An 11,765-nucleotide genomic window follows, 5' to 3' on the forward strand; every position below is an offset into this window, starting at 1 on the left:
CGTGCGGCGACGCTGGCGCGCAGCCACGACGGATCAGGCGTCTCCGGACGCCAGGACCTCCAGGGCGTAGACCAGGTCCTGCGGGTACTCGCTGGTGACGGTGACCCGCTCCCCCGTGCGCGGGTGGTCGAAGGACAGTTCGCGGGCGTGCAGCCACTGCCGGGTCAGTCCCAGGGTCGCGGCGAGCCGCGGGTCCGCGCCGTAGGTCAGGTCACCGGCGCAGGGGTGGCGCAGGGCCGCAAAGTGCACGCGGATCTGGTGGGTGCGGCCGGTTTCAAGGTGCACCTCCACGAGGGAGGCTTTGCCGAAAGCCTCCAGGACTTCGTAGTGCGTGACGGAATCCCGGCCGTCTTCAATCACGGCGAACCGCCAGTCATGGCCCGGGTGGCGGCCGATGGGCGCGTCGATGGTGCCGGCCAGCGGATCGGGAAGTCCCTGGACGACGGCGTGGTAGACCTTGTCCACGGTGCGTTCCTTGAAGGCCCGCTTGAGCACGGTGTACGCGTTTTCGGTCTTGGCGACCACCATGACGCCGGAGGTCCCGACGTCGAGCCGGTGGACGATGCCGGCACGTTCCGGGGCGCCCGACGTCGAAATCCGGTACCCGAGGCCGGCGAGGCCGCCGACCACCGTCGGTCCCACCCAGCCGGGCGAGGGGTGGGCCGCCACGCCGACGGGTTTGTCGATGACCACGAACTCGTCATCGTCCAGCAGGACCTTCAAGCCTTCCACGACTTCCTCCACGATTTCCAGGGGGTCCCGGCGGCCGGGCACCACGACGTCCAGCACCATGCCGGCGGCCAGCTTGAGGGATTTCCCGACACTCTTGGCGTTGCTGCTGACGTTGCCTTCGGCGATCAGGACGGCCGCCTGGGAGCGGGAAATCTCCATCAGCTTGGACAGGCCGGCGTCCACGCGCGAGCCGGCAAGGTCTTCCGGGACGGTGAAGCGCCGGTGTTCCGCAGTCGCATCGCCGGCTTCGCCGGACACTTCCGCATTCTCAGACATCTTTGGCGACCGTTTCCTTCGTGTGGCGCGAGCCGTCGAGGGAGATTCCACGGAGCGTGAGCAGGCAGATGATGACGACGGCGGAGACGACGGCCGAGTCGGCAATGTTGAAGATCGCGAAGTTCGGTAGCTGGATGAAGTCCACCACGTGGCCCATCGCGAAGGACGGCTCGCGGAACAGCCGGTCGGTCAGGTTGCCGAGTGCGCCGCCGAGCAGCAGCCCGAGCGCCAGCGCCCACCAGAGTGAGCCAAGCTTGCGCAGCTGCAGCAGGATGGCGACGGACACTGCCGCCATGATGATGGTGAACACCCAGGTGACGTTTTCGCCGATCGAGAACGCCGCTCCGGAGTTGCGGATGTAGAACCAGTGCAGCAGCGGCGGAATCACGGGTATCCGCTCGCCCTCGGTCATGGTGCTCGTGACCCAGAGCTTGGTCAGCTGGTCGAACACATAGGCGAACACGGCGAAGGCAGCGAACAGGACATACAGCGCCGCCCGGCGGGGCCGGGCATGGACGGGCTGGGCCGCCTCGGCGGGCTGCATGGCGTCTGGTGATGGTGCGTCAGTCATAGTGCTTTCGATCGGGAGCCAGTACGAAGACCGGGGATGGGTGTCCGGCGCCGTGCGGAAAAATACGGTGCGGGAAAAACGAAAAGCCGGCGGCCGAGGAGTCCTCAGCCACCGGCTTTCAGAATACTTGCTTTATGCCTAGCTGGCTTCGCCAACCTCGGGGGCGGCAACGGAGCCGCGGGCGTCGAGGTCGCGGAGCTGGCCTTCGATGTAGGCCTTCAGGCGTGAGCGGTAGTCGCGCTCGAAGCCGCGCAGCTGCTCCACCTTCCGTTCCAGGACCGAGCGCTGCTGCTCGAGGGCACCAAGGATCTTGCGGGACTTTTCCTGCGCATCGTTGACCAGGCTGCTGGCCTCGATCTGGGCCTCAGCGATGATCTTGTCACGCTGCTGCTCGCCGTCGGCGATGTGCTTGTCGTGCATCTGCTGCGCCATGGCGAGCAGGCCGGCGGCGGACTCGGACGCCGGGGTGGCCGCGGCGCGTGCCGGCTCGACGGCCTGGGCTGCCTTGGCGGCCTGCTCGGCTTCCTTCTTCTTGGCAGCTTCTGCGGCCGCCTTTGCCTTTGCCTCGGCCTCGGCCTTGGCGGCGTCTTCCTTCTCGGCCTTGACGGGTGCCGGCACCTTCTCCACGACGGGGGCCGCGGCGGTGGAGCTGGCAGGCGTGCCGGCGCCGAGTTCGGCGAGCTTCTTGCGCAGCTCGTCGTTCTCCTGGTTCAGGCGTCGCAGTTCCACGACGATCTCGTCCAGGAAGTCATCAACTTCATCCTGGTCGTAGCCTTCGCGGAACTTGGTCGGCTGAAAGCGCTTGTTGACAACGTCTTCTGGCGTCAAAGCCATCTGGTCACCTCGTTGGTCTAGTTAGTCAGTAGGCCTTCCGGCCGTCAAAACTACGGTACCTAAATATGGTCTGGTTCCTCTAATTCAACACCGCAGTGTCAAACCGGAGTTTCTATCGGTTGGGGCATCGGCCCGGGTCACGCGTTTGCCGACTGCGGCCGCTCACGCTGCGACGGACTGGGAATACACCAGTCCCTTGACGATCCACATGGCTACGCTGACGGCCACAAACAGCAGCAGGAAGCCGACGTCGAGCGACATTCCGCCCAGCCGCAGCGGCGGGATGAGCCGGCGGAGCAGCTTCAGTGGCTTGTCCGTGACCGAATACACAGCGTGGGCGGCCACGAGTGCCATTCCGCGCGGCCGCCAGCTCCGGGCAAACATCTGCACCCAGTCGAAGACCAGGCGGATGATCAGTGCCACGAAAAAAAGCAACAGAACGATATAGACGAGCCCAAAAACAATTCCCATGAGCTAACTCATATCTCCATGTTCATTCCGGATACCGCAGTGTCCTGCGGAAAGTGTTGCTTCTATTTCAACACGGATAATTCCGCACGGCTGCCAGGCGGGTCTCCCCGCCTGGCAGCCGTGCGGAATTTACGCCTCTAGCTTTGGTTGAAGAAACTCGCCTGTGTCTCGCTGACCTTCTTGTCGTCGCCGATGACCTCGATGTACGACGGCGACAGCAGGAAGACCTTGTTCGTTACCCGTTCGATGCTGCCGCGGAGGCCGAAAACAAGGCCCGCGGAGAAGTCCACGAGGCGCTTGGCGTCTGCTTCTCCCATGTCGGTGACGTTCATGATGACGGGGATGCCATCGCGGAAGCTTTCGCCGATGAGCTTGGCGTCATTGTATGAGCGCGGATGGATGGTGGTGATTTGCCGGAGTCCGGTGGTCTCTTCGCGGCTCGATGCCGCACGCTTGATGGGTGTCACAGGTGCGCGATATTCCTCTTCGGCGGCGTGGGGCTCTTCCCTGGGGACCTCGCGGACGGGCGCCGGGGCACGTCGTTCCTCGTGGTCCTGCTCCATGGGTTCGTCCTCGTCCTTGTGCGGTGTGGGGTGCTCAGACTCGTAGTGTTCGTCGCCGTCGGCGAGCCCAAGATAGATCATTGTCTTGCGCAGAGCGCCAGCCATGGTCGACTCCTAATCGTGTCCGTAAGCGGGCCGCTTAGTGACTAGACAGCCTTGGAATCCCCGCCATTACCTTCCAATACGTCGAACTTACCGCAGCGCCGGACGCGGACCGAGAATATCGGAGCCAATGCGCAGGTGTGTCGCTCCGCAGCGCACGGCTTCTTCCAGGTCCTGGCTCATGCCGGCCGATATTCCCGTGGCCGCCGGGAATTGTGCGGCCAGTTGCGCGGAAATGCCCGCGAGTTTCCCGAATGCGCCCGCCGGATCCCCGCCGAGCGGCGCAACCGCCATGACCCCCGCGAGCCGGAGCCCGGCAGCACCGGCGAGTTGTTCGGCCAGGCCCAGGACCTCGTCGGGGGCGGCACCGCCCCGGTGCGCGCCGGCGCCGTCGTCCAGGTTGACCTGAATAAAGCACTCCAAGGGTGGCCGCCCGGTGCGGTCGGTTTCTACTGCCATTGCCTTGGCGAGGGCGGCCGCCAGGGCCGGCCGGTCCACGGAGTGTACGGCGTGGGCGTACTTCACCACGGATTTGGCCTTGTTGCTTTGGAGCTGGCCGATGAAGTGCCAGCGCAGGCCGAGGTCCTCAAGCTGCACCGCTTTTTCCGCAGCCTCCTGGTCCCGGTTTTCCCCGACGTCGGCGACGCCCAGCGATGCGAGCCGCCGGATGTCTTGGGCGGGGTGGAATTTCGTGACGACGATCAGCCGGGGCGGGGCGGCATCCCGGCCGGCGGCGGTGACGGCCGCGTCGATCCTGCGCCGGACTGCTGCCAGGTTCGCGTCCAGCTGCGCCAGCCGGGGGTCCGGGTCAGTCATGGCCGGGCACGTCCGCGCCGTCCGGGGCCGTCGTCCACACGAGGCCGGCGAAGCGGCCGGTCCGGCCGTCCCGGCGGTAGGAGAACAGGGTGTCGTCCTCGACGGTGCAACCTCCGGAGTATTCGATCACGACGCCCTCCGCTTCAAGCTGGCTCCGCACGCCGGCCGGCAGGTCCAGCCCGGGTGTGCCGGTGGACGTGGTGCACCAGGTGGCCGGGACAGCCGCGGCAACGTCCGCACGCAGGCCCTCGGGCACCTCGTAGCAGCGCCCGCAGACGGACGGTCCCACCCAGGCGCTTAGGCGGTGCGCGCCCAGTTCCCGCAGGCGCGCGACGGCGGCCGGCACCACGCCGGCGGACACACCGGGCCTTCCGGCGTGGACGACACCAAGCACCGGGGAACCGGCCGGGCCGTCACCGACCAGCACCACCGGCACGCAGTCTGCCACCATGACGGCCAGCGGCTCGGTCAGGGTCACCATGGCGTCGGCGGTCGGGGCGGCCGGGACACCGGCCAGTGCCTGGGTGGCCGCGGACCGGCTACTGACAGTTGCGACCTCCGCGCCGTGGACCTGGTTCATGTACCGGAAGGAGCGGCTGCCGAGTCCCGCGGCCGCGTCGAGCTCCGCGCGGCGGCGGCGCACCGCGTCCGGGTCGTCATCGACGTGCAGTGCCAGGTTGCCGGCCCCGGCGTCGGTGAACGCCACCCACACGCCGGGCCGGACTTCAGCCCGCCAGGAAAACAATCACACCACCGCCGTCGACATGTCAGGAATTCTTGCGTTCATACGATCCACCGTATCCCGCCGCAAAGCAGCATGGCACCGCCGGACGGCGGTGCCATGCTGAAAGCGAACGATTGACGCCGGGAGTTACTTCAGGAAGTCGGGAACGTCCAGGTCATCGGAGTGACGGCCGGACAGGTCCGGTTCCACGACGGCCGGCAGGTCGACGTCGAAGCCGGAGTCGGCCGGTACAGCGGAGGGCCGCTGCTGGCCCCAGCCGCCGTAGCCGGAGGCTCCCACGGCGGCGTGCAGCGGCTGGACCTGGGCGGAGGCGGGGGCCTGCGCCGGGGCCGGGGCTGCCGACGCCGGACGCTGCGGGGCGGCCGGCAGGGACTGGTCCATGGACGGCGAGGTGGCCTTGACGTCGTCGAAGCCGGCGGCAATGACGGTGACGCGTGCCTCGTCGCCGAGGGCGTCATCAATCACAGCGCCGAAGATGATGTTGGCCTCCGGGTGGGCGACTTCCTGGACCAGGCGGGCCGCCTCGTTGATTTCGAAGAGGCCGAGGTCCGAGCCGCCCTGGATGGAGAGCAGGACACCGTGCGCGCCGTCGATGGATGCCTCCAGCAGCGGCGAGGCGATGGCGAGTTCCGCGGCCTTGACGGCCCGGTCCTCGCCGCGGGCCGAACCGATGCCCATGAGCGCTGAACCGGCGCCCTGCATGACGGACTTTACGTCGGCGAAGTCGAGGTTGATCAGGCCCGGCGTGGTGATGAGGTCGGTGATGCCCTGGACACCGGACAGCAGGACCTGGTCGGCGGAGCGGAATGCATCCAGGACCGATACGTTGCGGTCGCTGATGGAGAGCAGACGGTCGTTCGGAATCACGATCAGGGTGTCGACTTCATCGCGCAGGGCATCGATGCCGGCCTCGGCGGACCCCGCGCGGCGGCGGCCCTCGAAGGTGAAGGGGCGCGTCACGACGCCGATCGTCAGGGCGCCAAGGGAGCGAGCGATGCGGGCCACGACGGGCGCGCCGCCGGTGCCGGTGCCGCCGCCTTCGCCGGCGGTGACGAAGACCATGTCCGCGCCGCGGATGACCTCTTCGATTTCATCGGCGTGGTCCTCCGCGGCCTGACGGCCCACCTCGGGGTTCGCGCCAGCACCGAGTCCACGGGTCAGCTCACGCCCGACGTCGAGCTTGACGTCGGCATCGCTCATCAACAATGCCTGGGCATCGGTATTGATGGCGATGAATTCGACGCCGCGAAGACCGACCTCGATCATGCGGTTGACTGCGTTCACGCCACCGCCGCCGATGCCGACGACCTTGATGACGGCCAAGTAATTCTGCGGAGCTGCCACGTTACGTGTCCCTTGTTCGTGTACTAATGCGAAAACTTATCGAGTCGTGCTTGAAACTTTGACTTGAAGCCCTGAACCTTAACCTTCGACTTGAAAGTTATAGTTATGTCAAGTAACTCATGTCTGTGACGGTATTTCCTATGCCGGGGACATTCAATAACCGGCGCCGCGTGTCGCGGGAATACCGGTCAAATAGCCCCGTATCGGGCCCGTCGGGCCGCCGGAGGTCCTCCCGGGGCCGCCCGGGCGGTTCCCGTCGCGACGTCCGGTCATCAGCGCCGCGCCGGCCGCCCCGCCGGACCGCGGCGAACTGACCCCACATTACCGGGTGACGGGGTGCCGCGGCACGCTGACGTCGTAAACGTTCACCGGATTCTTCGGGTCGGCCGGAACCTTCAGGAGAGCCGCGAGGACACGGGCCTTGAGTTCCCTCTCCCCCGCGTTGCCCCACACGATCGACTGCCCGTCGACGAGTTTGAGTTCGACGGCGTCGGCGGAGGCTGCGGAAGCGTTGGACAGCCGCGCGAGGACGTCTGCCGGCAGCGCCCCCAGCACCGCCGTAATGGCGTGGAACAGGTCCTTGGGCAGCGTCCCGCTGCCGCCGTCGATGACCGGGAGCGGGACCGAGGCGGCGTTTGTGGTGGTGCTGAGCTGGACGCCGTCGACGTCCACCAACTGGAACGTTGCGCCCTGCTTGACCAGCGCCACGGGGACGCGCTCGGTGATATGCACCTGCAAGGTGGAGGGCGGCAGCGCCTTCGCGGTGACGTCCTTGACCTGGACCAGCGGCTTCAGGAGCGCCCTGACGTCCTCCTCGCTGATCTGCGGCAGCGGCTTGCCCTGCAGCGGCGCCAGGGCGGCCTGAACCTTGTCAGGTTTGACGATCTTGGTGCCCTGCACGGCGACGGTCCGCAAGGCGAGGACCGGCGAGTACACGGCCGCCGCGACGATCCCCGCGATCAGCACGGCAACAATGCCGACGGTGCTGAGCAGGATGCGTTTGCGGCGTTTGGCTTTGGGCTCGGGGAAGGACAGCACATTGCCGGCCGGGGTGGCGGGTGTCCCCGGCCCGTTCCGGGACGGGCCGTTCGCCGCCTCCGGGGCGTTCTTGGACGCCGAAATGACGTCCGTCCCGGCCCTGCCGGCCGGTGGCCGGGAGCCGACGCCGGCCCCGGAGGCGTTGGTTCCGCCGCGGTAGGGAGGGCGCCCGCTAGCCACCGGCGGCCTCGACCGTCAGGGCGTCGACGATCCGGGGACCGTAGGCTGTGACGTCGCCCGCGCCTGCGGTCAGCACGATGTCCCCGGGCGCGGCGGCGGCCAGGAGGGCCTGCACCGCTTGCTCGCCCGGGCCGACAAGGCTGCCGCCGGGTCCGAGGTGCTCGGCGATCAGCCCGCTCGTGACACCGGGAATGGGGTCTTCGCGGGCCGGATAGATGTCCAGGACCAGGGCGGTGTCCGCGGTGTTGAGGGCCTCGGCGAACTCGCGGGCGAATTCGCGGGTGCGCGAAAACAGGTGCGGCTGGAAGAGCACGTGCACCTTGCGCTGCCCGGCGACGGCCCGTGCGGCGGACAAGGCGGCGCGGACCTCCGTGGGGTGATGGGCGTAATCGTCGTAGACGCGGATGCCGCGTCCTTCGCCCTTGAATTCGAACCGGCGCGAGGCGCCGGAGAAATGCGCCAGCGCCGCGGCCGCGGTCTCCGGCGCGACGCCGAGTTCGACCGCGACGGCAAACGCGGCAGCCGCGTTGAGCGCGTTGTGCCGGCCCGGGACCTGGAGGTCCAGCCCGAAGGTGCCCGCCGCCGTCGAGATCCCCGTCCGGCCGGGTCCTTCGTCATGCAGCCGGATGGCGGCGTCGGCCGCAGTGCCGTAAAGAACCACGCGGGTGTTGCCGCGGGCCAGGGTGCGCTCTGCGAGGGCCCTGGCCCCGGGGTCGTCCGCGCAAGCCACCAGGACCCCATCTGCCGGGAGCAGGGCCGTGAAGCTGTCAAAGGAGGCATACACGGCGTCGGCGGTGCCGTAGAAGTCCAGGTGGTCCGGCTCGACGTTGGTCACCACGGCGATCGCGGGCCGGTAATTCAGGAAAGAGCCGTCCGATTCGTCAGCTTCGGCGACGAAGATCCCCGAGGTGCCGTGGGCCGCATTGACGCCGAGGGCCGGAACGTTGGCGCCGATGGCGAAGGACGGGTCCAGCCCGGCGCCCTGCAGAAGCACCGTGATCATCGAGGTGGTGGTGGACTTGCCGTGCGTTCCGGCGACGGCCACCACGGTGTCATCGGCCATGGTGGCGGCCAGGGCCTCGGAGCGGTGCAGCACCGCGAGCCCGGCGGCGCGGGCCGCTACGAGTTCGGGGTTGTCCGCCCGGATCGCGGAGCCGGCAACCACCGTCTGGGCGGCGCCAAGGTTCTCCGGCCCGTACCCGACGGCGATCGTTGCCCCGGCCGCCGCGAGGTCTGTCATGACCGGCAGAGCCTTGGCATCGGACCCGCTCACCGGGATGCCGCGCGCCACCATGATGCGGGCGACGGCGGACATGCCGACGCCGCCGATGCCGATGAAGTGCACGCGGCCAAGGGAGGCCAGGGAACGGGTGGAGTCTGGGGACTGGGTCATGGCTTTACTGCTTCCTGCCGTGCTGGGTCCTGCTGTGCTGTTTTCTGCTGTCCTGTTTTCTGCTGTTCTGGCCTGAAGCCGCGACCTCGAGGATGAGATCGGCCATCCGCCGGTCCGCGTTGCGGATGCCGAGGTGTTCGGAACTTGCGGCCATCCGGGCCAGCTTGTCCTTGTCCAGCAGCAGCGGGATGAGGTTGTCGCGGATCCAGTCCGCGGAGAAGTCGTTGTCATCCACGAGCAGTGCTCCCCCGGCGGCGACGAGGCCGCCTGCGTTCAGCGCCTGTTCGCCGTTGCCGATGGGCAGCGGGACAAAGACGGCGGGCACGCCTACCGCAGCCACCTCGCAGACAGTGGCGGCACCGGCCCGTGCCAGCAGCAGGTCCGCCGCGGCGTAGACGGTTTCCATGCCGTCCACGTACTCCACCTGCCGGTAGCCCGGCGCGGCGAGCGGCTTGCCGTCCGCGTCGTGCACGGACTTGCCGCGGCCGGTGATGTGCAGGGTCTGCACCCCGGCGTCGGCAAGCGTTCCCACCGCCGCGGCGAGGGACCGGTTGATGCTCTGGGCGCCCGAGGAGCCGCCGGTGACGATCAGTGCGGGTTTGTCCGGGTCCAGGCCGAGCGCCTGCCGCGCGCCGGCCCGGGCTGCGTCGCGGTCCAGGCCCGAGATTTCCGGCCGCATGGGCATGCCCACATGCCGCGCGCGGCCGAGTTTGGTCGCGGCGAAGGCGACGGCCACGTGGCCGCCGAGGCGGGCGCCGACACGGTTTGCCAGGCCCGGGCGGGTGTTGGCCTCGTGGACCACGATCGGGATCTTCCGGCGCCGGGCGGCAAGGTACATCGGGGTGCACACATAGCCGCCGACGCCCACCAGGACGTCGGCTCCGGTCTCGTCCAGGATGGAACCGGCCTGCTTTACTGCACCGGCCATCCGGCCGGGGAGCCGGAGGAGGTCCACGGAGGGCCTGCGCGGGAGCGGGACCCGGCTGATGGTGGCCAGATCCAGCCCGGCGGCCGGAACCAGCCGGGCTTCCATCCCGCCCGGGGTGCCCACTGCCAGGAGCTGCACTCCGGGCAGCGACTGCCGCAGGGCACCGGCAATGGCCAGGAGCGGGCTGATGTGTCCGGCGGTTCCGCCGCCGGCAAGGACCACGTACAAAGGCGACTCGGTGTTCATAAGGGACTGTTTACGCTTTCGTGCGGTTCTTGGATGCGGGGTTTGTGGCCGCAGGCTTGTGGGCGGCAGGTCGCGTCGGAGTCCTGCCCGGGTTTGCGGCGGGGCGGCCGGCGGACTGGCCCGCAGGCTTGCCGGCCGCCCGGGCGGCCCGCGCGGCCCGGGCGCGCCGCACCGAATTCGCGAAGGCAGCCGGGCCGAACTTGAGCATCTTCTTCGGCTGCATCCCCGGGTCCATCTGCGCCCGGGCCAGGGACAGGACGACGCCGACCGCACACAGCGACATCAGCAGGGCCGACCCGCCATAGGAGATGAACGGCAGCGGGACACCGATCACCGGCGCCAGCCCGGTGACCACGGCCATGTTGACGCTGGCCTGGCCCAGAAGCCAGACCATGATGCTGCCGGCCAGGACGCGGTGGAAGACATCATGCTGCGCGACGACCACCCGGTAGATGGCGGCGCCGAGGATGGCGAACAGGACCAGGACGACGAGCGTGCCGACCAGTCCGAGTTCCTCGCCGATGATCGCGAAAATGAAGTCGTTGTGCGCTTCCGGGATCCAGCTGTACTTCTGCCGGCTCTGGCCCAGTCCGACGCCGAACCAGCCTCCGGACGCGAGCCCGTACAGCCCGTTGGTGGACTGGTAGTTCAGGTCGGAGCCGTCGGCGCAGGTCTGGCCGGTCCATGAGAGGATGCGGCACATCCGGTTGGGGCTCGTGACGGCGAGGATGGTCGTGCCGACGGCCAGGACCGCCCCGGAAATCGTGAAGAAAGCCAGCCGGACACCGGCGAAGAACAGCGCGGCCGCGACGATCACCATCACGATCATCGCCGTGCCGAGGTCGTTGCCGGCGAGAATAAGCCCCAGAACCACAGCGGCACCGGGAACCACGACGGGAATGAGCGCATGGCGCCACTCGTGGAGGAGCTTCTCCTTGCGGGCAAGCACCGTGGCCATCCAGAGAGCGAGGGCAAGCTTCGCCGCTTCGGAGGGCTGGAAGGTGAACGGGCCGACGTCGATCCAGTTCTGGTTGCCCAGCGCGCTGCGCCCCACCAAGAGGACCAGGCCCAGCAGCGCAACGGCCAGGAACATCACGGGCCAGGCAAAGCGCCTGAGCCACACGACGTTGACGCGGGAGAGGACAAACATCGCGAAGACCCCGATCGCAGCGAATCCACCCTGCTTGAGGGCGGCGGAGTACGGCGACTCCCCCGCGGCGATGGCTTCGACACTGGAGGCGGAGAGGACCATCATGATCCCGATCGCCGTCAGGGCCAGCGTGGACCCGAGGATCAGGTAATAGGTGGAGCCGTTGCGCGATTTGCCGGTGCCTTCCAGCGCGGACCAGAATCCGCGCCCCCAGGCCCGCACTGTCGCCGCGGGCGTGCCGCGGGGCTTCCACGGCGCCGATGCGGATGGTGGCTGTACTTTACCCCCGGCAGTCTTGCCCCCGGCGGCGTTGCCACTGGTGGCCCCGCCTGCGGCGGGTCGGGCCGCCGTCGTACGTGTGGGCGTGCTGACCATT

Annotated in this window: 12 protein-coding genes; all 12 read right to left on the minus strand. The window is 68.3% G+C overall.

Annotated features, from left to right (window positions below):
- Positions 1 to 33: 33 nt before the first annotated feature.
- Positions 34 to 1,008, minus strand: coding sequence for an RluA family pseudouridine synthase (locus AB4Y72_RS12825; protein WP_441426536.1), 975 nt, complete (start codon positions 1,006 to 1,008; stop codon positions 34 to 36).
- Positions 1,001 to 1,579 (minus strand): signal peptidase II, encoded by a 579-nt coding sequence (gene lspA / locus AB4Y72_RS12830; protein WP_441426537.1) that lies wholly within the window; start codon positions 1,577 to 1,579, stop codon positions 1,001 to 1,003. Before lspA ends, AB4Y72_RS12825 begins: the two co-directional genes overlap by 8 nt.
- Positions 1,580 to 1,717: 138 nt before the next feature.
- Positions 1,718 to 2,413, minus strand: coding sequence for a DivIVA domain-containing protein (locus tag AB4Y72_RS12835; protein ID WP_441426538.1), 696 nt, complete (start codon positions 2,411 to 2,413; stop codon positions 1,718 to 1,720).
- A gap of 162 nt (positions 2,414 to 2,575) precedes the next feature.
- Positions 2,576 to 2,884, minus strand: coding sequence for a YggT family protein (locus AB4Y72_RS12840; protein WP_441426539.1), 309 nt, complete (start codon positions 2,882 to 2,884; stop codon positions 2,576 to 2,578).
- Between the two features lie 137 nt (positions 2,885 to 3,021).
- Positions 3,022 to 3,552 (minus strand): cell division protein SepF, encoded by a 531-nt coding sequence (locus AB4Y72_RS12845; RefSeq protein ID WP_441426540.1) that lies wholly within the window; start codon positions 3,550 to 3,552, stop codon positions 3,022 to 3,024.
- A gap of 87 nt (positions 3,553 to 3,639) precedes the next feature.
- Complete coding sequence (locus tag AB4Y72_RS12850; RefSeq protein ID WP_441426541.1) at positions 3,640 to 4,365, minus strand: YggS family pyridoxal phosphate-dependent enzyme; 726 nt, start codon at positions 4,363 to 4,365, stop codon at positions 3,640 to 3,642.
- On the minus strand, positions 4,358 to 5,110 hold the full coding sequence (locus AB4Y72_RS12855; protein WP_441426542.1) for a polyphenol oxidase family protein: 753 nt from the start codon (positions 5,108 to 5,110) through the stop codon (positions 4,358 to 4,360). Before AB4Y72_RS12855 ends, AB4Y72_RS12850 begins: the two co-directional genes overlap by 8 nt.
- Before the next feature lie 126 nt (positions 5,111 to 5,236).
- Positions 5,237 to 6,454: a cell division protein FtsZ gene (gene ftsZ / locus AB4Y72_RS12860; protein WP_120954863.1), complete on the minus strand. Its 1,218-nt coding sequence runs from the start codon at positions 6,452 to 6,454 to the stop codon at positions 5,237 to 5,239.
- 321 nt (positions 6,455 to 6,775) lie between these two features.
- Positions 6,776 to 7,672 carry a cell division protein FtsQ/DivIB gene (locus AB4Y72_RS12865; protein ID WP_441426543.1) on the minus strand — a complete coding sequence of 299 codons (897 nt, stop codon included), beginning with the start codon at positions 7,670 to 7,672 and terminating at the stop codon, positions 6,776 to 6,778.
- Entirely contained in the window at positions 7,665 to 9,065 is a 1,401-nt protein-coding gene (murC, locus tag AB4Y72_RS12870) for a UDP-N-acetylmuramate--L-alanine ligase (protein ID WP_441426544.1), read from the minus strand. The genes AB4Y72_RS12865 and murC overlap by 8 nt, the downstream gene beginning before the upstream one ends.
- Positions 9,066 to 9,069: 4 nt before the next feature.
- A complete protein-coding gene (locus AB4Y72_RS12875; protein ID WP_441426545.1) occupies positions 9,070 to 10,239 on the minus strand; it encodes a UDP-N-acetylglucosamine--N-acetylmuramyl-(pentapeptide) pyrophosphoryl-undecaprenol N-acetylglucosamine transferase in 1,170 nt (389 codons plus the stop codon).
- Positions 10,240 to 10,249: 10 nt separating this feature from the next.
- Positions 10,250 to 11,764, minus strand: a complete 1,515-nt coding sequence (ftsW, locus tag AB4Y72_RS12880; RefSeq protein ID WP_441426546.1) for a putative lipid II flippase FtsW — start codon at positions 11,762 to 11,764, stop codon at positions 10,250 to 10,252.
- Position 11,765: the final 1 nt, after the last annotated feature.

Source organism: Arthrobacter sp. YAF34, assembly GCF_052113245.1.
In the GTDB taxonomy this organism is placed as follows: Bacteria; Actinomycetota; Actinomycetes; order Actinomycetales; family Micrococcaceae; genus Arthrobacter.

What these genes read in the sequence shown, in the direction of transcription:
- ftsW (WP_441426546.1), bottom strand. Translation starts at nt 11,764, where the DNA reads ATGGTCAGCACGCCCACACGTACGACGGCGGCCCGACCCGCCGCAGGC.
- AB4Y72_RS12875 (WP_441426545.1), bottom strand. Translation starts at nt 10,239, where the DNA reads ATGAACACCGAGTCGCCTTTGTACGTGGTCCTTGCCGGCGGCGGAACC.
- AB4Y72_RS12835 (WP_441426538.1), bottom strand. Translation starts at nt 2,413, where the DNA reads ATGGCTTTGACGCCAGAAGACGTTGTCAACAAGCGCTTTCAGCCGACC.
- lspA (WP_441426537.1), bottom strand. Translation starts at nt 1,579, where the DNA reads ATGACTGACGCACCATCACCAGACGCCATGCAGCCCGCCGAGGCGGCC.
- murC (WP_441426544.1), bottom strand. Translation starts at nt 9,065, where the DNA reads ATGACCCAGTCCCCAGACTCCACCCGTTCCCTGGCCTCCCTTGGCCGC.
- AB4Y72_RS12845 (WP_441426540.1), bottom strand. Translation starts at nt 3,552, where the DNA reads ATGGCTGGCGCTCTGCGCAAGACAATGATCTATCTTGGGCTCGCCGAC.
- AB4Y72_RS12850 (WP_441426541.1), bottom strand. Translation starts at nt 4,365, where the DNA reads ATGACTGACCCGGACCCCCGGCTGGCGCAGCTGGACGCGAACCTGGCA.
- AB4Y72_RS12840 (WP_441426539.1), bottom strand. Translation starts at nt 2,884, where the DNA reads ATGGGAATTGTTTTTGGGCTCGTCTATATCGTTCTGTTGCTTTTTTTC.
- AB4Y72_RS12825 (WP_441426536.1), bottom strand. Translation starts at nt 1,008, where the DNA reads ATGTCTGAGAATGCGGAAGTGTCCGGCGAAGCCGGCGATGCGACTGCG.